Source organism: Pseudomonas sp. Pseu.R1, assembly GCF_045764065.1.
GTDB lineage: Bacteria > Pseudomonadota > Gammaproteobacteria > Pseudomonadales > Pseudomonadaceae > Aquipseudomonas.
Genome location: NZ_JBJGEE020000001.1, coordinates 1,061,834 through 1,083,772, shown reverse-complemented (window position 1 = coordinate 1,083,772; position 21,939 = coordinate 1,061,834). Strand labels below are relative to the sequence as shown.

At 60.2% G+C, this 21,939-nt stretch carries 19 protein-coding genes and 1 pseudogene; 10 read left to right on the top strand and 10 right to left on the bottom strand.

What is annotated here, in order from left to right:
* The first annotated feature begins 11 nt into the window (after positions 1-11).
* On the top strand, positions 12-569 hold the full coding sequence (locus ACI5GA_RS05135; RefSeq protein WP_421422021.1) for a cysteine hydrolase family protein: 558 nt from the start codon (positions 12-14) through the stop codon (positions 567-569).
* A gap of 211 nt (positions 570-780) precedes the next feature.
* Here ACI5GA_RS05135 and ACI5GA_RS05130 read toward each other — a convergent pair whose 3' ends face one another.
* From ACI5GA_RS05130 to ACI5GA_RS05120, 3 genes and pseudogenes are all read right to left on the bottom strand, one after another.
* Positions 781-1,509, bottom strand: a complete 729-nt coding sequence (locus ACI5GA_RS05130; RefSeq protein WP_404631709.1) for a methyl-accepting chemotaxis protein — start codon at positions 1,507-1,509, stop codon at positions 781-783.
* Positions 1,510-1,638: 129 nt separating this feature from the next.
* Positions 1,639-2,577: pseudogene (locus tag ACI5GA_RS05125) on the bottom strand (HAMP domain-containing protein); the annotation flags it as partial.
* A gap of 576 nt (positions 2,578-3,153) precedes the next feature.
* A complete protein-coding gene (locus tag ACI5GA_RS05120) occupies positions 3,154-4,599 on the bottom strand; it encodes a SulP family inorganic anion transporter (protein ID WP_421422020.1) in 1,446 nt (481 codons plus the stop codon).
* Between the two features lie 304 nt (positions 4,600-4,903).
* On the opposite strand from ACI5GA_RS05120, the gene ACI5GA_RS05115 reads away from it, so the two are divergent.
* Complete coding sequence (locus ACI5GA_RS05115; protein ID WP_421422019.1) at positions 4,904-6,112, top strand: MFS transporter; 1,209 nt, start codon at positions 4,904-4,906, stop codon at positions 6,110-6,112.
* 10 nt (positions 6,113-6,122) lie between these two features.
* Positions 6,123-7,244 carry a cell division protein ZapE gene (gene zapE / locus ACI5GA_RS05110; RefSeq protein WP_421422017.1) on the top strand — a complete coding sequence of 374 codons (1,122 nt, stop codon included), beginning with the start codon at positions 6,123-6,125 and terminating at the stop codon, positions 7,242-7,244.
* A 167-nt stretch (positions 7,245-7,411) separates the two neighbouring features.
* Here the strand turns inward: zapE and rarD are convergent, their stop codons facing one another.
* Complete coding sequence (gene rarD, locus ACI5GA_RS05105) at positions 7,412-8,296, bottom strand: EamA family transporter RarD (RefSeq protein WP_421422015.1); 885 nt, start codon at positions 8,294-8,296, stop codon at positions 7,412-7,414.
* 264 nt (positions 8,297-8,560) lie between these two features.
* Between rarD and ACI5GA_RS05100 the strand changes: the two genes are divergently transcribed.
* Both ACI5GA_RS05100 and ACI5GA_RS05095 read left to right on the top strand, forming a co-directional pair.
* Positions 8,561-9,202, top strand: a complete 642-nt coding sequence (locus tag ACI5GA_RS05100; RefSeq protein ID WP_421422014.1) for an HD domain-containing protein — start codon at positions 8,561-8,563, stop codon at positions 9,200-9,202.
* A gap of 348 nt (positions 9,203-9,550) precedes the next feature.
* Positions 9,551-10,702 (top strand): MFS transporter, encoded by a 1,152-nt coding sequence (locus tag ACI5GA_RS05095; protein ID WP_404630755.1) that lies wholly within the window; start codon positions 9,551-9,553, stop codon positions 10,700-10,702.
* A gap of 28 nt (positions 10,703-10,730) precedes the next feature.
* Here the strand turns inward: ACI5GA_RS05095 and ACI5GA_RS05090 are convergent, their stop codons facing one another.
* Complete coding sequence (locus ACI5GA_RS05090; protein WP_404630753.1) at positions 10,731-11,168, bottom strand: carboxymuconolactone decarboxylase family protein; 438 nt, start codon at positions 11,166-11,168, stop codon at positions 10,731-10,733.
* A gap of 260 nt (positions 11,169-11,428) precedes the next feature.
* Here ACI5GA_RS05090 and ACI5GA_RS05085 point away from each other — a divergent pair, with 260 nt between their 5' ends.
* A complete protein-coding gene (locus ACI5GA_RS05085) occupies positions 11,429-12,304 on the top strand; it encodes an alpha/beta fold hydrolase (RefSeq protein ID WP_421422011.1) in 876 nt (291 codons plus the stop codon).
* A gap of 46 nt (positions 12,305-12,350) precedes the next feature.
* On the opposite strand, the gene ACI5GA_RS05080 is transcribed toward ACI5GA_RS05085, so the two are convergent.
* Positions 12,351-12,827: a multidrug/biocide efflux PACE transporter gene (locus tag ACI5GA_RS05080; RefSeq protein ID WP_404630749.1), complete on the bottom strand. Its 477-nt coding sequence runs from the start codon at positions 12,825-12,827 to the stop codon at positions 12,351-12,353.
* Between the two features lie 107 nt (positions 12,828-12,934).
* Here ACI5GA_RS05080 and ACI5GA_RS05075 point away from each other — a divergent pair, with 107 nt between their 5' ends.
* Positions 12,935-13,822, top strand: a complete 888-nt coding sequence (locus tag ACI5GA_RS05075; RefSeq protein ID WP_421422009.1) for a LysR family transcriptional regulator — start codon at positions 12,935-12,937, stop codon at positions 13,820-13,822.
* 174 nt (positions 13,823-13,996) lie between these two features.
* Here ACI5GA_RS05075 and ACI5GA_RS05070 read toward each other — a convergent pair whose 3' ends face one another.
* The 4 genes from ACI5GA_RS05070 to ACI5GA_RS05055 all read right to left on the bottom strand — a co-directional run bounded on the left by ACI5GA_RS05070 (position 13,997) and on the right by ACI5GA_RS05055 (position 18,151).
* Positions 13,997-14,923, bottom strand: coding sequence for a LysR family transcriptional regulator (locus tag ACI5GA_RS05070; RefSeq protein ID WP_421422007.1), 927 nt, complete (start codon positions 14,921-14,923; stop codon positions 13,997-13,999).
* 178 nt (positions 14,924-15,101) lie between these two features.
* Complete coding sequence (locus tag ACI5GA_RS05065; protein ID WP_404630743.1) at positions 15,102-15,320, bottom strand: hypothetical protein; 219 nt, start codon at positions 15,318-15,320, stop codon at positions 15,102-15,104.
* A gap of 14 nt (positions 15,321-15,334) precedes the next feature.
* Entirely contained in the window at positions 15,335-16,963 is a 1,629-nt protein-coding gene (locus ACI5GA_RS05060; RefSeq protein WP_421425442.1) for a methyl-accepting chemotaxis protein, read from the bottom strand.
* Positions 16,964-17,125: 162 nt separating this feature from the next.
* Positions 17,126-18,151 carry an AraC family transcriptional regulator gene (locus ACI5GA_RS05055; protein ID WP_421422005.1) on the bottom strand — a complete coding sequence of 342 codons (1,026 nt, stop codon included), beginning with the start codon at positions 18,149-18,151 and terminating at the stop codon, positions 17,126-17,128.
* 537 nt (positions 18,152-18,688) lie between these two features.
* On the opposite strand from ACI5GA_RS05055, the gene ACI5GA_RS05050 reads away from it, so the two are divergent.
* From ACI5GA_RS05050 to ACI5GA_RS05040, 3 genes are all read left to right on the top strand, one after another.
* On the top strand, positions 18,689-19,924 hold the full coding sequence (locus tag ACI5GA_RS05050) for an OprD family porin (RefSeq protein WP_421422004.1): 1,236 nt from the start codon (positions 18,689-18,691) through the stop codon (positions 19,922-19,924).
* 183 nt (positions 19,925-20,107) lie between these two features.
* On the top strand, positions 20,108-20,836 hold the full coding sequence (locus ACI5GA_RS05045; protein WP_421422002.1) for a DUF969 domain-containing protein: 729 nt from the start codon (positions 20,108-20,110) through the stop codon (positions 20,834-20,836).
* Positions 20,833-21,783, top strand: a complete 951-nt coding sequence (locus ACI5GA_RS05040) for a DUF979 domain-containing protein (protein ID WP_404630735.1) — start codon at positions 20,833-20,835, stop codon at positions 21,781-21,783. The genes ACI5GA_RS05045 and ACI5GA_RS05040 overlap by 4 nt, the downstream gene beginning before the upstream one ends.
* Positions 21,784-21,939 lie beyond the last annotated feature (156 nt).

The following is a 21,939-nucleotide window of genomic DNA, read 5'->3' as shown; positions in this document are numbered from 1 at the left end:
GGAACATCACCATGGACATTTCTCGCAAGGCCGCGCTGGTCATCATCGACATGCAGCAAGGCATCAACCACCCCAAGCTGGGGCGGCGCAACAACCCGGACGCCGAACAGCAGATGCTGGCGCTGTTAAACGCCTGGCGTGACACCGGGCGTACCGTCATCCATGTGCGGCATTTTTCCCGATCCGAAGACTCGGTGTTCTGGCCGAAGCAATCGGGGGTGGAATTCCAGCGCGAGTTTCTGCCGTGGGACGGGGAAGGGGAACTGCACAAACAGGTGCCGGACGCCTTCTGCCATTCGGCGCTGGAAGGCTGGTTGCGCGCGGACGGAATCAATCAAGTAGTGATCGTGGGTGTGGTGACCCACAACTCCGTTGAATCCACGGCGAGAACCGGGGGCAATCTGGGGTTTGAGGTGATCGTGCCCCATGACGCCTGCTACACCTTCGACGGTACGGATTTCTTTGGGCAGGCGCGCAGTGCTGAGGATATTCATGCCATGTCGCTCGCTAACCTGCAGGGTGAATATGCGACAGTGGTGGGGACGGAGCAGGTGTTGCGGGCGCTGTAACAAAGCAATCACCGCTGAACCTGTGGGAGATTCTATGTTGTCTGGTCAACTGCATTCGCCAGCAAGCCGGCTCCCACAAGGATCGCGTCGAACAAAACGCCCAGGTCTGGCACGGTCATTGTGGGAGCCGCCTCTGGTGGCGAAGGCGCTTGACCAGACAACAGAGAATCTCCCACAGGTTTGTATTCCGAATGGAGAGAGGTGCCGCGCCTTACAGCCTGAACCGCGCCATCTGCGCCGCGAGGTGCTCGGCCTTCTGCGTCAGCTTCTGACAGTCCTCACGGCAGGTACTGACATCGCTCACCGTCGATTGCGCCAAATCCGCGATGCCCTGCACGTTGCGGTTGATCTCTTCGGTCACGGTGCTTTGTTCTTCGGTGGCGGCCGCGACCTGATGGTTGCGGTCGGTCAGCTCTTCCACGTGCCCCGCGATGGCGTCCAGCGAGTGGCCAGTGCGGCGGCTGGCTTCCACGCCCGTACCCGTCGCGGCCTGACCGGCCCGCATCGAGGTCACCGCCTGTTCCGCGCCGTTCTTCAGTTCACCCATCATCTGCTGGATTTCCGAGGTCGCGCTCTGGGTGCGACCGGCCAGGGTGCGCACCTCATCGGCCACCACGGCAAAGCCGCGGCCCATTTCCCCGGCTCGCGCCGCTTCGATGGCCGCATTCAAGGCCAGCAGGTTGGTCTGTTCGGAAATGCTGCGAATCACGCTCAGCACCTGGTCGATGGTGGAAATCTGCGTGGCCAGGTTTTCCACCGCGCCTGCTGCTGTACCCACACCATCCGACATGCTTTGAATGTGGTCGATGGATTCACCGACCACGCGCTTGGCTGACACCGCTTCCTGATGGGTATTACGCGATACGTCGGCGGCCGCTCCAGCGTTGCGAGCGATTTCCTGCACGGTCAGGCCCATTTCATGGACGGCCGTGGCGACCATGTCGGTCATCTGCTGTTGCTTGAGCGCACGTGATGAAGTGCTGTCGACCACTCGAGCCACATCCACCACGCTGTGGCGCAGTTGTTCGCTGGTCTGCAACACATCGCCGATCAACAGGCGCAGGCTCTCGATGAAGCGGTTGAAGCCTCGGGCCAGATCCCCCAGTTCGTTGGTGCGGCTGTCATCCAGACGGCGGGTCAGATCGCCCTGGCCGCCGCCGATGTCCACCAATGCAGTAGTGACCTGCTGAATCGGCCGCACGATGCCACGTGCAATCCACGCGACAAATCCGAGGAAGCACAGCACCACCGCCAGGCTGATGGCGGAAATGGTGGTCAACGCCTCTTTGGCCGGGCCGTAGACTTCTGCCAACGGCACCTCGCTGACCAGCGTCCAGCCCAGCGATTCGACGGGTTTGGCGACCGCCACATAGGCCTGGCCATTGCGTTCGAATTCAAGCGCCTGGCCGTTGCGAGTCTGGCTAAGCAGGGCGCGTGCAGCGCTGTCGCCTACCAGTTGAGTCAGGGATTCTCGGTCATTGAAGTCCGCATTCGGATGCACCTTGATCTTGCCATCCGGGCTGACCAGATACACTTGGCCCTGCTTGCCGAAGTGGAAGTCGCGGACCATCTGCGACAGCGCGCTCATGCTGAAACCCAACCCCGCGACGCCCACCACGTTGCCGTTGTGTTCGATGCGCTGGTTAATGAACAGCGTCGGCACTTTGGTCGTGGCGTCGATATCGATGTCCAGCGAGCGCTGTTTGTTGCTGTCCAGGAAACCGTAGAACCAGTCGTTCTCGGCAGGCCCCCGTTGCAGCGTGCGATCCGCGCCCTTGTTGGTGATGTAGTGGCCGCTGTCCTTGGCGACGATGAAGGTGGTCAGCGCGTTGTGCTGTTCTTTGATCTTTGCCAGGTAGCGGATGAAGGCAGGTTGTTGTGTCGGATCTTCGCCGTTGCCCAGCCAGTCGGCGACCAGAGTGTTGTCGCCGATGTCGCTGGCGGCTGTCAGAGGCGCCGCCAACAGGCGTTCAAGGTCATTGCGGATCGCTTCGACGCTGGCCGGCATGGCCTGTTGCAGTAGGTAGCGATCCGTCAGTTTGTTTAAGGCAAAGGCGTAAATGCCGATGACGATCAGGCTGCTGATGACCAGCGCGGCCCCCATGCTCAGGGTCAGTTGCCACTGAATACTCTTTCGCCAGACAGGCATAGAAAACTCCGCAAATACGAGCGCACGACCACGATGGAACAGTGCCAGTGGCTCGCACCGAGCAATAAGCGAGCCAGTAAGTTGATCGAGTGGTCAGGTTGTGAGGGCGAAGCACGGTTGTAGGCCCTTGAATAGAAGGGCGTGACCCGTTCGGCGGATTGTCTCAGCGATGTGTCAGAAGATAGTTGTGTACAAGATGTGAGTTGTTTTGTAGCAATTTTTCTCACAGTGCGCGAAAAGGTGGCGAATAGCAGTGAGAATTGCCCTCGATTCTGCCATTCGAATGACGCAGGATTCAGGTGATCTGCAGGGCAGGCGTTTTCCTTGTGGGAGCGAATTCATTCGCGAGGCGGGGTGTCAGGCAATGATGATGTCTGGTGTGCCGACGTCATCGCGAATGAATTCGCTCCCACACGTGTATTGCAGTGCCAGCAATCAGGCGTGCTGCACACCCGCACGCTTCAACAGCTTCTTGCAACGCTCCGACAGGTGCACCACGCGCAGGTGTTTGCCGGCCTTTTGATAGCGCTCGCGCAGGGTTTTCAGCGCCGCAATCGCCGAGTAATCGACAAACCGCAAATGGCGGCAATCGAGGGTCACTTGCTCGGGGTCGTTCAGGTGATCGAACTGATCGAGAAACGGAGTGGTGGAGGCGAAGAACAGCGTCCCGTGAAGTTGATACAGCTTGCTACCGTCGGCTTCGGTATGGGCGTCGGCATACAGCTCGCGGGCCTGTTGCCAGGCGAAGTTCAGTGCGGCGATCAGGATGCCGAACAGCACGGCGGTGGCCAGATCCGTCAGCACCGTGACGATGGTCACCGCGATGATTGCCAGCACGTCGTTCAGCGGCACTTTGCGCAGCACCCGCAGCGACGCCCAGGCGAAGGTCTGTTGCGCGACCACGAACATTACACCCACCAGCGCGGCCAGTGGAATGCGCTCGATCAGTGGCGACAGGAACAGCACGAACATCAGGATCATCACCCCGGCCACAATCCCCGACAAACGCCCGCGCCCGCCTGAGCTGAGGTTGATCACGGTCTGGCCGATCATCGCGCAGCCGCCCATGCCGCCACACACGCCCGACGCGATGTTGGCCACACCAAGGGCCACGCATTCGCGGTCCGGGTAGCCACGGCTTTCAGTGATTTCGTCGGTGAGGTTCAGGGTCAGCAGGGTTTCCAGCAGGCCGACCAGCGCCATCAGCACGGCGTACGGCGCGACGATGCGCAGGGTCTCCAGATTCCAGGGCACATCAGGTAGTGCGAGGCTCGGTAGGCCGCCGGCGATGTGGGCCATGTCGCCGAGGGTGCGGGTCGGCAGGTCAAGCAGGTAGACCAGAAGGCCCACGCCAAGAATCGCCGCCAGCGCAGGCGGCACGGCGCGGGTCAGGCGCGGCAGAACGTAAACGACCGCCATGGTCAGCGCGACCAGACCCATCATCAGGTACAACGGCGTGCCGCTAAGCCAGTGTTCGCCGGTCTTGAAATGCTCAAGCTGAGCCATCGCGATGACGATGGCCAGGCCGTTGACGAAGCCGAGCATTACCGGGTACGGCACCATCCGCACCAGTTTGCCGAGGCGCAGCACACCGAAGGCGATCATCACCAGCCCGCCGAGCAGTACCGTCGCCAGCAGGTATTGCACGCCGTGTTGCACCACCAGCGCGACGATCACCACGGCCATCGAACCCGCCGCACCCGACACCATGCCGGGCCGCCCACCGAACAGGGCGGTCAGGGTGCAAATGATGAACGCACCGTAAAGCCCCATCAGCGGGTTGAGGTGGGCGACGAGGGCGAAGGCGATGCACTCGGGCACCAGAGCGAAAGAGGTGGTGAGTCCGGCAAGGACATCATCGCGTAAGCGAGCGGGTTTCATGGAGTACCTGAAGAAAGGGAGCGCAAAGGGTGGGGATGTTACGGAATGTGTGACAAACCGGCCATCCGGTCGACGCGGTATATGCGGTGAAATGATGACCCTGTGGGAGCGAATTCATTCGCGATACGGTGGTACAACCATTGAAAATGTGTCGGGCACACTGGCGCATCGCGAATGAGTTCGCTCCCACAGGGGACAGTGTCAGCCATGTGCAAATGAATTTATCTCAGTGTCCAGTCAAGCGGCTTTGTGTAACGATGTTTGGCCAGATTGAACACTGCTCATTGCCAAGGACAGCACACAGATGCTCGCCGCTCTCAGACATTACCCTGCCTCGGTCAACCTCCTGCTGGCGTCGTCGTTGTTTCTGACGTTGGGGCGGGCGATCACCTTGCCGTATCTGGTGATTTACCTGTCCTCCAGCTTCACCCTCGGCATCAGCGACATCGGCATGATCGTCGGCAGTGCCCTGATCGTCGGTTCGTTGCTGAGCCTGTACGGCGGCTACCTCACCGACAAATTGTCGAGCTACAAGCTGATCCTGGCGTTCACCGGGTTCTTCTTCGTCGGCTTCGTCGGCATGTGCCTGACCGGCAAGCTGTGGCTGTTTTTCCTGTTTCTGGTGTCGTTCAACTTTGCTTATTCGGTGATCGACGTGGTGGTCAAGGCCGCGTTCGGCAAGCTGCTGCCGGTGGCCGAGCAGAGCAAGGTGTTTTCGGTGCGCTACACCCTGATCAACATCGGTTATGCGGTCGGGCCGTTCATTGGTGCGGGGCTGGCGCAGTGGAACATGAAGCTGCCGTTCATGATGTCGGCGGTGTTGGGGCTGGGTTACTTCATCGTTTACGCCATCTACGGCGACCGTAAATTGAGTTCGGCTGACCCGACGAATGCGCCGGTCTCGTTCCTCGCCGTCGGCAGGATTCTGCTCAAGGATTACCGGCTGGTCTGTTTCACCATTGGCGGCGTGCTCAGCGCTGTGGTGTTCGGCCAGTTCACCGCGTACCTCTCGCAGTACCTGGTGACCACCAACACGCCGGAATTTACTTACCAGGTCATCAGCTCCGTGGTGGCGGTCAATGCCACGGTGGTGATCTGCCTGCAATACTTCGTCGGCAAACACATCAGTCATCAGTATTTGAATCAGTGGCTGACCTCCGGTTTCAGCCTGTTTCTGATGGGCGTGGTGGGCTTCGCGATGTCGAGCACGGTGCTGCACTGGTCGCTGGCCGTGGCGATTTTCACCCTGGGCGAAATCATCGTGTTCCCGGCTGAATACATGTTCATCGACCGCATTGCCCCGACCCACCTGCGCGGCATGTATTACGGCGCGCAAAACCTGTCCAACCTCGGCGGCGCGCTGGGGCCGGTGTTGTGCGGTTTTGCCCTGGCGGCGCAGCCACCGGCGTTCATGTTCTATATGCTGGCGGGCTTCATCGTGGCGGGCGGCTGTTTCTACTTGTTGGGGGCTTCGTACTCGCGACGTCACGATCAATCTTCCAGCACGCGGTGATTTGTTTTCGATGAGTGCGCTTTCTCCATTGCAGGCCTGGCAGCAGGCCGTCGACACCCAGGGTTTTCAGCCAGATGAGGCTCAGCGCCTTGCCGCCGCACAATTGCAGACCTGCTGGCAGGCGTTGAACGACGGAAAGTCTCACACCGTGCTTAAAGGCGTGTATTTGTGGGGCCCGGTCGGGCGTGGCAAGACCTGGCTCATGGACCGGTTTTTCGATGGCTTGCAGGTTCCGGCGCGGCGTCAGCATTTCCATCACTTCATGCGTTGGGTGCATCAGCGGCTGTTCCAGTTGACCGGCGTGCCCAAGCCCCTTGAGGTGGTCGCCCATGAGCTGGCGCAAGAAGTGCGCGTGCTGTGTTTCGACGAGTTGTTCGTCAACGACATCGGCGATGCGGTGATTCTCGGCGGCCTGCTGCGGGCGATGTTCGAAGAGGGCGTGGTGCTGGTTTGCACGTCTAACCAGTTGCCCGAGCAGTTGTATTCCACCGGGCACAACCGCGAGCGTTTCGTCCCGGCAATCACGGCCATCAACCATTACATGACAGTGGTCTCGGTGGACGGTGGCGAAGATCATCGTCTGCACCCCGGTCAGGCGCAGCAGCGCTACTGGGTGACGCCTGAGCAGGGCCGCAGTGCGTTGGTCGAGGTGTTCGAAAGCCTGAGCGAAGGCGAGTCGGTGTCGATTCAGCCGGTGCCGGTGGGGCGTCGTCATTTGCCGGTGGTGCGTTGCAGCAAGACGGTGCTGTGGTGCCGTTACAAGGACCTGTGCGAGCAGCCATTTGCCGCGATGGACTTCATCGAGCTGTGCGACCGTTATCGGGTGGTCATGTTGAGTGAGGTGCCTGCCCTGAGCGCGCCGCAACGCGAGGGGCGTATCGCTCGGGGCACTGAAGATGGTGTGGAGCAGGTGACCGCCGGGGACCGGGAGTTGCCGCAGCTGTCACCTTACGATGACGGCGTGCGGCGTTTCATTGCGTTGGTGGACGAGTGCTACGACCGCAAGGTGCCGCTGTACGTCGAAGCGGCGATGCCGATGCAGGATTTGTACACCGAGGGCTACCTGGCGTTCGCTTTTCGCCGGACCTTGAGCCGGTTGCAGGAGATGCAGTTGGCAAGATTTGGGAAGTGATGCACGTGTCTCTGAATGCACACGGTCGTTATCTGTGGGAGTGAGCTTGCTCACGAAGGGAATGGCCAGGCGCAGAAAATGTGCTGAATGTACCGACCTCTTCGTGAGCAAGCTCACTCCCACAATGTGGTGTTCATTTAGTCATTGATGTGAGTCGAAAGACCGTATCAAGCACGCATCCTTCGCTTCTGCGCCAGCACATGCTTGGCGCCTTCACCCACCAGCACCATGACCCCCAGCCAGATCGGCAGGTACGTCATCCACTCGTCACGGCCAATGGTTTCGCCCAGCAACAGCGCCACGCCCACCAGCAGCACCGGTTCGACATAACTCAACAGGCCGAACACGCTGAACGCCAACAGGCGGCTGGCCAGAATGTAGCTGACCAACGCCAGCGCACTGATCGCGCCAAGGACCGGGATCAACAGGTAAAAACGCTGATTGGCTTCAACCACACCCGGATCACCCTTGCAGATGAACAGCACCGCCACCGGCAGGATCATCAGCATGTCCCACCACAGACCGCCGAGATTGTCGGTCTTGAGCTTGCGCCGCAGGATGAAGTACAGCGGATAACCCAGGCACACCAGCAGGGTTTCCCAGGAAAACGTCCCCAGCCGCCACAGCTCGTTGCCCACGCCGACCACTGCACAACACGCGGCAATCTTTTGCAGATGAGACAGCCGTTCGCCATAGACCACGCGCCCGGTGAGGATCATGGTCAGCGGCAGCAGGAAGTAGCCCAGCGACACCTCCAGGCTGCGCCCATGCAGCGGCGCCCACAGGAACAGCCACAATTGAACACCCATCAGCGATGCCGACAGGGCAATCGCGCCCAGCAGGGCAGGGGTTTGACGGATACGCGCGCCCATGGCCCTGACCAGTTTCCAGTCGCCGCTGGACAGCATGAAGATCGTCACGCAGGGCAGGGTCAGCAACATGCGCCAACCAAATATTTCTTCTCCACTCAAAGGTTTCAGCAATGAGGTGTAGTAGTACATGACCGCGAAGAGGCAGGAGGCCATGACCGATAACGCAACACCCTTGTACACAGGGGCTCCTTGGTTCGGTTCAATCGATAGGGTTTGGATGACTTCCGGTGCAAGGCTCTAATGGCCCGCTTGCAGGAAGCCCGCGCAGTTTATCCGAAGCCCCGGGCGGCGTTCGCTCGCATTCTGGTAAACATCACTGCGGCTGGCAGTAAACGATGCACGTTTGGCAGAGAACGAGACCGCGCGCCGATTGAGGCCAAAACCGCTGTCCCTCACACTTTTCCTCAACGCGCCACACCGACGCGACTTATCGAGGAATACGCCATGACCCAAGAAATCGCCGGTATCAAAATCCCTGACAGCGCCCTGGCTCGCGCAACCACCGAATACATCCGTGATGAAGAAGACGATCTGCTCTTCAACCACTCCCGCCGCGTGTTCCTGTGGGGCGCGTTGACCGGCGAGCGTAAAGGTCTGAAATACGACGCCGAGCAACTGTACGTCGGCGCCATGTTCCACGATCTGGGTCTGGTGAAGAAGCACAGCAGCCCGGACCTGCGCTTCGAAGTCGACGGTGCCAACGCGGCTGCCGCGTTCGCCAAGCCGTTCGGCCTGTCGGAAGGTGACCTCGAGCAGATCTGGTTGTCGATTGCGCTGCACACCACGCCGGGCGTTCCCGAGCACCTGCGTCCCAACGTGGCGCTGGTGACCGCAGGCGTCGAGATGGACGTGCTGGGCATCAACTACGACACATTCAGCGATCAGCAGCGTGAAGTCGTGACCCACGCTCACCCACGTGGCGAGGAATTCAAAGAGTGCATTCTCTGCGCCTTCGCTAACGGCTTCCGCCACAAGCCGGACACCACCTTCGGCACCGTGAACGCCGACGTGCTGGTGGATGAAGATCCTAAGTTCAAGCCGCTGAACTTTGTGGAGATCATCCGTAAGTCGCCGTGGAAGGCGTAAATACGACTGCTTTACCCTTGTGGGAGAGTCTATGTTGGCTGGTCAACACCATTCGCCACCAAGGCGGCTCCCACAGTGATTGCGTCGAATTCAAATCTTGTATTCAACGCTGACACTGTGGGAGCCGGCTTGCTGGCGAATGCGTCAGGTCAGAGACGTCGATGTTGCTGACCCTCCGTTTTCGCCACCAAGGCGGCTCCCACAACTCCAGGATCGACACTCATGTTGAGGCGCTCCTGACGCCATTCCCCTCAACATCCCCACTTCGGCATCCCGCCACCTTTTGTTAGGCTTTCTTTATTGTGTGTCGGCCCATGACGGGCAGGCGGGTACCTAAAGGGAGCGGCAATGACCTCCATTGGCACTGCAACGCCGGTCGTGCCAGGTCGGCTGGAACAGTTCTCCACCCGTGTGGCGTTTTTCATCGCCGGTTTCAGTATTTCCGCCTGGGCGCCCATGGTGCCTTATGCCAAAGCCCGTCTTGGGCTGGATGACGCCAGCCTCGGCCTGTTGCTGTTGTGTCTGGGCATCGGTTCGATTCTCTCCATGCCATTGGCCGGTGCGATGACAGTGCGCTGGGGCTGTCGGCGCATCATCATCTGGGTCAGTTGCCTCACCTGCCTGTGCCTTCCGCTTTTGGCCACGCTGTCGAGTCTGCCGATGATGGTCGCGACGCTGTTTGTGTTCGGGGCCAGCATGGGGGTGTTGGACTGCGTCATCAATTTCCAGGCGATCATCGTCGAGCGCGCCAGCGGCAAGACCATGATGTCGGGCTTTCATGGCCTGTTCAGCTGCGGCGGGATTGCCGGAGCGGCTGGCGTTTCGGCGTTGCTGAGCGTGGGTGTCTGGCCGTGGTTGACGATGGTGATCGTCGCACTGCTGATCGGCTTTGCACTTTATAGAGCCGCGCCGAATCTGATCGCGTATGGCAGTGAGTCGGGCGGTCCGGTGTTCGCGGTGCCGCAAGGTGTGGTGCTGTTCATCGGCTTATTGTGCTTTACCGTATTTCTCACCGAAGGCGCGATGCTGGACTGGAGCGCCGTGTTCCTCAGTGCGCAGCGCGGTGTCGAGGCGTCCTATGCCGGGTTTGGCTACGCGGTGTTCGCGCTGGCCATGACCATCGGCCGGGTGTGGGGCGACCCTGTGGTACGACGGCTGGGCGCGCACAAGATTATCCTGTTTGGAGGGGCGTGCGCGGCAGCGGGCATGGCGATTGCCACCTTGATTCCGTATTGGCAGGTGGCACTGTGCGGCTATGCGTTGATCGGCATCGGTTGTTCGAACATCGTCCCGGTGTTCTACAGCGCGGTGGGACGGCAGAAGACCATGCCGGAAAACGTCGCGGTCCCGGCCATCACCACGCTGGGTTACATGGGCATTCTCATGGGGCCGGCCGGGATCGGTTTTGTCGCGCATCTGAGCAGCCTGAACGTGGCGTTCATGATCATCACGTTCATGCTGCTGGGGGTGGCGGCTAGTGGGCGTTATCTCAAAGTCTGAGCCGTAACGACTTTTTTTCCGTTGGTCATTATGCGGGGATCATCGCAAAGCCCACACCAAAGCGGTTCCAGGCGTTGATGGTGGCGATGGCCAGGGTGATGTTGGTCACATCGGCTTCGCTGTAGTGTTCCAGCAGCGCCTCGTATTGATCCTGCGGGGCGTGGTGGATCGACAGTTGGGTGAGGCTTTCCACCCAGGCCAGCACGGCCTTTTCCTTGTCCGTGAAGAAGGTGGTTTCGGCCCAGACGCTCAGGGTTTGCAGGCGGGCTTCGGTTTCACCGGCCTTGCGCGCATCGTTGGCGTGCATGTTCACGCAATAGGCGCAGCCGTTGATCTGCGAGGCGCGCAGGCGAATCAGCTCCAGCAGCGAGTTGTCGAGGCCTGACTTGGCCAGTGCGGTTTCCAGACCGACCATGGCTTTGTAGGCTTCTGGCGATTTCTGTGCCCAGGCGATGCGCTTGTTCATGTGTGTCACTCCGTTGGAGAAGGTAGGAAATGTCGTTGGACGTGGCACTACCTTACGACGGGCTGCGCAAGGCCCGAATAGCCAATGGATCTGGATTTCTGGAGACCAATTGCGCCACATCTTCTCCATTGGCCCAAGGCGAGCCAACACGCTTCATGAACGCCGCTGCCACGATTCGCGCCTTGCCGTACAGGCTCACGGCTTTAGGATATGGGCCTGCAATCACCCAGCAATCATCCAACAATCACAAGGACTCACCCATGTTTGCCGGATTCCAGAAAGACCATCGCCTGGTCAATGGTGTGCAGATCGCCTACCGCATTGGCGGTACAGGGCCGGGCCTGCTGCTGTTGCACGGGCATCCTCAGACCCACGTCATCTGGCACAAGATCGCCGAGCGCCTGAGTCAGCACTTCACGGTGGTGGCGGCGGATTTGCGCGGTTACGGCGACAGCGGCAAACCTCTGGCTACTGAAGACCACTCCAGTTATTCCAAGCGCGAAATGGGCCGTGACATGGTGGCGCTGATGCGTGAACTGGGCCTGTCGACCTTCTCGGTTCTGGCTCACGACCGGGGCGCGCGGGTTGCCCACCGACTGGCGCTGGACCATCCACAGGCCGTCACGCGCATGGCCTTGCTCGACATCGCTCCGACCCTGGCCATGTACAGCCAGACTGACGAGGCGTTTGCCCGGGCCTATTGGCACTGGTTCTTCCTGATCCGCCCGGCGCCGCTGCCGGAGACGTTGCTGGAGGCCAATTCCGAGCAATACCTGCGCAGCGTGATGGGCACTCGTAGCGCCGGGTTGACGCCGTTCACCGATGAAGCCTTCGCCGAGTATGTGCGCTGCGCCAGCCTGCCGGGTGCGGCCCGTGGGGTGTGTGAAGACTACCGCGCCAGCGCCAGCATCGACCTGGAACACGACCGCGCCGACATCGCTGCGGGCCATCATCTGCATGTGCCATTGCTGGTGCTGTGGGGCGCGGAGGGCACGGTGGGTAAATGCTTCGATCCGCTCAAGGAGTGGCAGCAGGTCGCGACCGACGTGCGCGGCAAGGCGCTGCCGGGTGGGCATTATCTGGCGGAGGAAATACCGCAAGAGCTGTTGGCAGAGGTGTTGCCGTTTTTGATGTGAGCCGCCTCTGCGCCGGGCACCGCTCCCGCAGGGATTAGCGGCGTGATCAGCGGTTTGCGCTCGCACACGACATCCGTCGCGCCACCACCCGTTCGCGCACTTTGTCGTACACGATGTTGAACAGCAGGGTGTACGGCAGGAACAACAGCAGCAGGCCGATATCCAGCAAAAACGCTTCCCAGAAGCTGACCGACAGCCACCACGCCGCCAGCGGCACGACAGCGACAACCAGACCGGTTTCGAATGCCATCGAGTGCAATGCCCGCACTTTCAGGCTAAGCGCAAACCCCCACCGCGCACGCAACCGGTCGAAGCCTGCGTTGAAGACCATGTTCCAGAGCATCGCCACGGTGGAGATCATCACCGTCATCGCCCCCATCTTCCCCAATGATTGGCCGAACACCCACGCCAGACCCGGCGCAAACATCAACACACCGATGAGTTCGAACAGCAGCGCATGAAACGCGCGCTCCTTGATGGATTTTGCAGGGACAACCGACTTCGCAGCGTTATGGACAGGCATGATGACATTCACTTTGTTGCGGGCAGGGCTGCATTGTCACTGCGCAGTCGGCTACAGTGAAAATCGATACCATCGGAAAAACCGATGGATGAGCGCAAGGACCTGCCATGAGTTATTCCCCCGAAGCCCTCGAAGCCTTCACCCAGGTGGTGGCTCTGGGTTCTTTCAGTGCGGCGGCGCGTCGGCTGGGCAAGAGCCAGTCGACCATCAGCGAAGCGATTTCCCGGCTGGAAATCGATCTGGGTGTCGAGCTGTTCGATCGCTCCTCCAAGCAACCCACGTTGACTGAAGCGGGCAAGGCGCTGGAAGGTCGGATCGAAGAAGTGCTGGCGTCGTCCGATAAGTTGCGCCGTGCCGCAGGCCGGTTGGTGGAGGGCATCGAGCCGCGCTTGACGTTGGTGCTGTCGGACGCTAACCAGTTCGCCGAATTCGAAGCGCGGATGACCGAGCTCGATCAGCGTTTTCCGGACATCGAGCTGGAGTGCGTGTTTGCCGAACACGGCGATGCCATCAATCTGATCCAGACCGGGCGAGCGACGCTGGGGCTGTTGTCCGCGCAGCCCGGTTATCCGCCGGAGGTGGGTTACGCCACGATCGTCGAGCGGGCGGACTTTGGTCTGTTCGTGGCGCACTGTCATCCGTTGGCCAGCGAAGAGCGGGTGGACTATCGGCAATTGGCCGAGCATCGGGCGTTGCGCCTGAACACCCTCATCGACGAATGCGTGACCACCGATGATCTGCCCGAGGGCGCTCAGCGAACTTGGTCAGCGCCCAATTACCTGTTGCTGATGGACATGGCCGTGTTCGGTTTTGGCTGGTCGGCCTTGCCTCGCTGGCTGGTGCGCGGTTACGCCCAAGGGCGCCTGAAAGAGCTGCAAGTGCCGGGTTGGCCGCGCAGCTCGGCGGTGGACGTGATCTGGTCGCGACAGCGGAGTCTGGGGCCTGCGGCGGCGTGGTTGCTTGACACATTGCTGGAGGGGCGGGGGGATTATTGAATTGACGCCCCGGACTCTGTGCCGACTGCCGATGCGTTGTGGGAGTGAGCTTGCTCACGAAGACTGACTGCCAGGCGCAAAAGATGCAGCGACCAATCATTCCTTTCGTGAGCAAGCTCACTCCCACAGGGGATGGTGGTGGGATTCAATCCCTATAAGGGACGGTAGGCGGACTCAATCCTCACCCGCTTCAAGCACAAACCCCTCCGGCATCTCCCGCGCATACTCACCCACCACCTCCCGCGTCAGGCCGACGATGTCTTCCACCAGCTCCATGCCCGCGCCCGTGCGCCAACTGGCGACGATGTCCATCGTCGGTGGCAGGGGCACGTTTTCGATTCGCGTCAGCACCCCTTGGGCCAGCTCACCGCGCACCAGCGTGACTGGCAATGCACCAATGCCGAAACCGTCTCGCACCAATCGGGTGATCGCCGAGGCCGAATTCACGCAGTTGATGCGCGGCGTGATGATGTCGGCGGTGTGCAGCATGTTGAGGATGTCCTGATGCGGCCGCGAGTTGCGCGAGAAGGTGACGATCCGTTCCTGGGCGATCTCTTCCAGCGTTACGCCTGGCCGGTCGAAGGCGGATCCGGCGGGCACCACCCAATGCAGCGGATAGCGTGCCAGCATGGCGTTACGCACGCTGTCGAAGCGCAGCACGTCGGTCTGGAAAATGATGTCCTGATAACCCTTTTCCAGTTGGGCGCACAGGTTACTGGCGGTCTCGGCGGTCAGCTCGATTTCCAGATTCGGGTAACACTTCATCAGCCGTGTTACCAGCGGGCTGAGCCAGGTGTGTATCACCGTATCCATGGCGCCGATGCGGATCCGGCCGCGCACTTGTGTGGGGTCTTTGATCGCCGCCTTCATGCTTTGCATCGTGTCTAAGATGTGCTCGGCGTATTCCAGCACCCGCACACCCTCGGTGGTCAGCGAGACACCCTTGGAGTCGCGGACGAACAGGCGCACGCCCATTTCGTCTTCCAGCGCGGCGATCCGGCTGGAGATAGAGGCCTGGGTGCTGAACAGTTTTTCCGCCGTGAGCCGGAAGCTTTTCAGCCGCGCGACCCAGACAAAGGTTTCCAGAAACTTGAGGTTCACCGAGCGTTTTCCTTGAGCGATTGAGCGGCGCCGAACGGGACGTGGGCCACAACGCCCACCGCGAACGGCGATCATCAGCCAGGGAAAAAAGCAGGTTGCATGCCAGTGAAACAATGGAAATTCTGATCGAGCGCTACGGTTTTATTTGTTGGACGCCCGATCAAATCCGTGCGAGCGGCTACGTCACCAGGCGTAGCGCAGGCCGAGGGCGCTGCGCCTGATGTTGCTGACGGAGGATGTCCTGCATCCTCAGGTTCAGCGCCTCGGTGGCTCTGAGCAATTGGCGCAGGGCGTCGAGCAGGGTCTTTTGGCCATGGATGTCCAGATCGTGACGCGATCCGGCGATGCTCTCCAACAGGCTGGTCAGGCTTTGGGTCAGTTCGTCGATCGGTTCCATCGCAGCATTCCATGTCATTGGAAGGTAAACCCGTCAAGGCGCTGTTTGAGCGCCACCGCGATTTGTGCCAGTTCTTCGCTCGCCGCCCGGGTCTGGTCGGCGCGCACGGACGACTGCGTGGACAGGTCGCGAATGCGGATGATGCTGCGATCCACGTCCTTGGCCACCAGCGCCTGTTGCTCGCATGCGGTGGCGATCAAGGTATTGCGCTCATCGATGCGGTTCACCGACGTGGTGATGCCCTGCAACGCGGCATTGGCGGACGCTGCCTGTTCCCGTGTCTGGGCGGCCTGGGTTGCACTGTCGGTCAGGGCTGTGACGGTTTCGCGGGTGCCGCTCTGGATGTGGCCGATCATGCGCTCGATGTCCATCGTCGACGTGCTGGTGCGATGGGCCAGTGAGCGCACCTCATCAGCCACCACGGCAAAGCCGCGACCGGCCTCGCCGGCACGCGCCGCTTCGATGGCCGCGTTGAGCGCCAACAGGTTGGTCTGCTCGGCAACAGAGCGAATCACCTCGAGCACTTTGCTGATTTCGAGCGTGTTGCTCGCCAGCACACCTGCGCGTTCGGAAGCACCGCTGACGCTGCTGTCCAGGCGCGTGATCGCGCCCAGCGTGGCGTTGAGTTCCTCTTGGCCGTCCTGGGCCAGGTGCAACGAACTCCTCGATTCATCGGAAGTGCTCAAGGCATTGCGCGCCACTTCGTCCACCGCTTGACTCATCTCGGTGATGGCGGTGGCGGCCTGCTCGATTTCGCTGTTCTGGGCCAGCAAATCGGTGTGACTGCTGCTGACCAGTGTACTCAGTTCCTCGGCGGCGGCCGAGAGCTGGCCTGCGGCGTGGTAGACACCTGCCAGCGTGCCACTGAGGTTGTCGCGCATGACGATCACCGCCCGCAGCAGTTGAGCGGCCTCGTCCTGTTCCTCGATGTGCTCAGAGGTCGCCCGCAGATCGCCCTGCGCGATATTTTCGGCAAACGTCAGCGCTTGGGAAACGGGCTGAGCGATGCTGCGAGTCAAATTGTGTGCGATGAGCGCTGCACCCAGCGTTACCACAATGATCACCCCCAGCGTGACTTGCAGTGACATCCGGTAAGCCGCAGCGCCCGACTCACTGGCTGCCTGTTGAGAAGCGTCGTTCATACGCTCCAGTTCGCCCAACGCATCATTCATCTGCTGTGCAAGGGTGGTCAGTTCATTTTCAATGAACGCCTGAGCCTGTGCGGTGCGGCCTTGCGCCAGTTCATCATGCACCTTGAGGGCGCCCGCCCGGTATTGATCGAACAGCGTGCCGACACGGTTGAAGATCTGCCCCTCGTGTTCAGTGGAAATCAACGGACGGTAAGCCTCTTGCGCGGTCTTGAAGTCGCGGATGTCATCCATCAACAGCTGATAATTCTTGGTCAGGGCCGCTTCATTGGTGGACACCAGCAAGCGCAGGGTGCTCAAGCGTGCCTTGGCCACGGCGAGAATGATGTCATCGCCAAAGGCAATGCCCGGCAGGGCATCTTGTTCAATCACCAAACTTGCCTGGCGGATCACTTTGGATTGATACATGGCGAAGGCACCGACCCCGATCAACGCGAGGATGACCAGTGCAAAACACAGTCGAATACGTGTGGCGAATTTGAAGCGTCTGAGCATCATTGAATGTTCATCCCCGGTGAACGGCAAGTCCCGTCCCGGGGTTGTACAGTGTAAGCGGTAGGTTTTAACCGGGGCGTCAGGCCCGGGATAAACGAAAACAGCTCGCGGATAACAATAAGGGCATCAGTGATCCTCGCGAGATGGAACTTGAACGGAGTTTCACTTGGTATCGGCCGAGGTGTTCCCCTGTTCGATCCGATAACTTCCCGGCGACATCGAAAACCATCGCTCGCATGCTTTATTGAAGGCGCTCTGGTTTTTGAATCCGATGCAGTAAGCCACTTGTTTCAGACTCAGGTCGGTATTCAGCAGCAAATGACGGCTGTGTTGCTGACGCACTTCATCGAGCACTTTGTGAAAGCGCTGCCCCTCTTTTTCCAATGCACGGGATAACTGATGCGCCGACATTTCCATGCCTTGAGCCACCTCCTCAAGCGCCAGTGTCTTGCCCTGAATCAAATATTGGAGGATGAGTTGCCTGAGGCGCGTGGTGATCACGTCCGCTTGCCATTCTCGTTGGCGCCGCCGCAAGTAATCGTCATGGATCTGCTGCAGTGACGGGTCGAAGGTCGCCACCGGCAGTTCGCCGTCGCAGCGTCGGAAGGTCAGCGATGTGACCGGGGCGGAAAACTTCAGGTTGTTGCCGAACAGTCGCTCCAGTTGGCGCTTGTCGGTGGGTTCGCGGTAGCTGAATTCGGCTTGAATCGGCTCGATACGGGTCTTGGGCGCCAACCAGTGCAGCAGGCCGAGCGTAAGGGCTGCCACCGCGTCGATGAAAGCCCGTGGCAGCGCTGTGTTGCACGGGCTGGTAGACAATCCGGCAATCTTCATCGCGGTCGGGTGAACTTCCAGATACAGGCTGAAGCCACTTCCGATCAGGGTATGGTACTCGGCGATCCTGGCCAGCGCGTCGTGCAGCGTCGGGCACGACATGATGGCGTAGCCCAAGACGCCCAGATGCCCGGGATGCGCGCTGTGATAGGCCAGCAGACCGATATCTTCGTTACCACTCTGCTGGTGCGCTCGGGTAAAGAATTCTGTGAGCTCATTCATGGGGACATGGGGCGGTGGCGGTAACTCACGCGCCTGCTCCGACGAATGAACTAGATGGTGCTCAACACCTTTTTCGACGTGACAAATAGCGTCGATAAACGCTTGCGCGAAAACCGGAGAGATACTCTGCATGGTCATTCCGTATCGTGATCGGTCGGCCGGTGACGGTGTTGTTATAAGGCCTGGTTTGTTGACTGATTGCTCAGGATTTAAGAAGGAAAGTTGCGTGGTGAATCGGAGGACGTCTTGCGCTCCTTGGAAAAAATATTTAGCGGTCGATAAAAATCGGTTCTCGAACGAACTATTTGGCTATCCGCCTACAGGGGGGCCTAGTTCCAGGTCCCTACACTAGCGAAAGAGACACAAGTGTAAAGTGAACAGGATTACCGCGTCACTCATCGTCCTCCAAATCAATGGAGAGCGATGAACGGTGCCTGAACAGAATTTCTTATGGGGCATAGCGGTTTTTTCCCGTTGGACGGCAGGCGGCGGTCTGCCGAAAGATGCTCGGCGACACGAGAAAGGCACGACGCCGCGTCGGTAGACACCGATGCAATCCACGCGCCAAGCCTTCAGGGTCGTGGTGTCCAGGCGCCCGATCTCATTCATTAGCTGCGCTCTGCCAAGCAGTCGGTCGACACCGCTGCGCGCTCACGGGAAGAGGCTTCAATGACCCATAACAATCAAAAATATATTCGCGCATTGCTCTTTGGCGGCGCCACGCTTACCTACGGCGTGACCGCTCAGGCTGGCTTTTTCGCTGACAGCAAAGGCGAACTGGAAACCCGCAATTTCTACTTCAATCGCGACTTTCGTCAGGAAGGCGCCCGGGACAAGGCCGAGGAGTGGGCGCAGGGTTTCCTGTTGCGCCTGCGGTCGGGCTACACCGCAGGCACCGTCGGTTTTGGCCTGGATGCACTGGGGATGGTGGGCGTGAAGCTGGATTCGGGGGACGGCACGGCGGGCACCGGTTTGTTGCCTGCGGATCGGTCATCGGGCGGCTCGCAGGACGACTACGCCAAGTTAGGGCTGACGGCGAAGATGAAAGTCTCGAAGACCGAATTGAAAGTCGGCTCACTGTTTTTCAAGGACCCGGTGATCAACTCCAACGACACTCGCCTGTTGCCGCAGACCTTTCGCGGCGGGCTGTTGACCTCGCAAGAACTGAACAACTTCACGTTCACGGGCGGCCACATCGACCGGATCAAGGCCAACAGCTCCAGTGACTTCACTCAGATGACCGGCAACCGCATCGGCGGCACCAGCAACAGCTTCAACTTCGGCGGCGGCGATTACCAGGTCACCCCGCAACTGGCGCTGAGCGCCCACTATGGACAACTGGAAAATGTCTATCAGCAGTATTTTGGCGGGCTGGTGCATGTGCTGCCGTTGGGCGCGGGGCAGAGCCTGAAGTCGGACCTGCGCTACGCCAGCAGTCGAGAGGACGGCAACTTTCGCGACCTGGACAACAAGGCATTCGGGTCGATGTTCACCTACAAACTCAACGCCCATGCCTTCGGCGTCGGCTACCAACGGATGACCGGGGACGATCCGTTTCCCTACATCGCGGGCAGCGATCCTTACCTGGTCAACTTCATTCAGATCGGTGACTTCGCCAACGCCAAAGAGCGTTCGTGGCAACTGCGTTACGACTACGACTTCGCCGCGTTGGGGCTGCCGGGGCTGACGTTCATGAGCCGTTATGTATCGGGGGACAACGTCGAGCGTGCAGCGGGGGGAGAGGGCAAGGAGTGGGAACGCAACACCGACATCGGTTACGTGTTTCAGAGCGGGGCGCTGAAGAACCTCGGGGTGAAATGGCGCAACGCGACGGTGCGCTCCAACTTCGGCAATGACCTGGATGAGAACCGTTTGATCGTGAGTTACACCGTGCCGCTTTGGTAAAGGGCAGGGCACCGTGTGGAACCCTTTGTGGGAGCCGGCTTGCTGGCGAAAGCGCTGGGGCAGTCACCCCTGATGTCACGGATGTACCGCATTCGCCAGCAAGCCGGCTCCCACAGGGTCGCATTTCAACCTGTTTTGGCGTGGTTCCCGCCAGACATTCTTCACTGAGACGAGATTCTCACCATGCAAACCGCTATCAATCTATGGCCGCTGCTCGGCGTGCTGGTCATCGTTCTGGGCTTTGTCCTGCGTTTCAATCCGATGCTGGTGGTGGCCTTGGCTGCACTGGCGACCGGTCTTGCCGCCAGCATGCCGCTGGAAGCCATTCTGGCCACCATCGGCACCGGCTTCATCAAAACCCGCACCTTGCCGCTGATCATCCTGCTGCCACTGGCGGTCATTGGCCTTTTGGAGCGCCACGGTCTACGGCTTCACGCGCAGAACTGGATCGCACGGTTTACCCGCCTCACCGCCGGGCGACTGCTGATCGCCTACCTGTTCGTACGGGAAAGTACGGCGGCATTGGGCCTGACCAGTCTGGGCGGGCATCCGCAAATGGTCCGTCCGCTGCTGGCACCGATGGCCGAAGGCGCTGCCGAATCCCGTTTCGGCAAACTGCCGCACGCTCTGCGTATCAAACTGCTCTCACTGTGTGCGGCCACCGACAACGTGGGGCTGTTCTTCGGTGAGGACATTTTTGTGGCCTTCGGCGCGATTGCCCTGATGCACACCTTCCTGCTCGGCTCGGGCATCGATGTCGACCCGATGCACATCGCGTTCTGGGGCATTCCCACAGCGATCTGCGCTTTTGTGATTCACGCCATTCGCCTGCATCGTTTCGACCAGCGCCTGAGCCGCGAACTGAGGGCTTTGCCGCAGGCGTCGGTTTCTGCTCAGGAGGTCACGCCATGATTCTGTCCATTCAATACCTATACTGGCTGGCGGGCGTGATTCTGGCGATCACCGCCGTGATGACGATCACCGACCGCAGCAATCCCAAGCGTTGGAGCACAGGCTTGTTCTGGGGCCTGTTCGCCGTCGCGTTTCTGGTCGGTGATCACCTGCCGCCGGTGTGGGTCGGCGTCGGCGTGTTGGTGATGGCGCTGATCGCAGGTCTTGGCGGGGTGGGTTTTGGTCAGCACGACAACCTGCCGGACAAGGCCCGGCGCGAAAGTGCAGGGCGCTTGAAGAACAAGCTGTTCATCCCCGCGCTGGCAATTCCGTTGGTGACGGTGATCGGCGCGGTGTTGCTGAAAAACATCAAGTTCGGTGACGTGTATCTGCTCGATCCGGCCAACAGCACGTTCGTGTCATTGGGCATTGGCAGCCTGGTGGCATTGGCTCTGGCCTGCTGGCTGACCCGTGACACGCCGGTGCAGGCCATGCGTGAGTCCCGTCGTTTGACTGAGGCGTTGGGTTGGGCGCTGGTGCTGCCGCAAATGCTAGCGATGCTCGGCCTGGTGTTCAATGATGCAGGTGTCGGCAAGGCGGTGGCGCATCTGGCGACGGCCTACATCAACCTGGACTTTCGGCTGATCGCGGTGATGGTCTATGTGCTGGGCATGGCGCTGTTCACGATTGTCATGGGCAACGGCTTTGCGGCGTTTCCGGTGATGACCGGGGGGATCGGCGTCCCCGTGCTGGTCGGCATGTACGGCGCCAATCCGGCGGTCATGGCGGCCATCGGCATGTTTTCCGGTTATTGCGGCACGCTGATGACGCCCATGGCAGCGAACTACAACCTCATCCCGGCGGCGCTGCTGGAGTTGCCGGATAAATACGCGGTGATCAAGGCGCAGATTCCCACGGCGTTGGCGATGTTGGTGGCGAATATCCTTTTGCTTTATTTCCTGATGTAAGGCGCTTTTCGGTCAAACGAATTTGCCCGATAGAACGCCAACCTGTGGCCGGCTTGCTGGCGAATGCGGTACCTCCGTGGCAGCAGGGGTGACTGACACAGCGCTCTCGCCAGCAAGCCGGCTCCCACAGTTTCGGCGTCGAAACCAGGCAACATA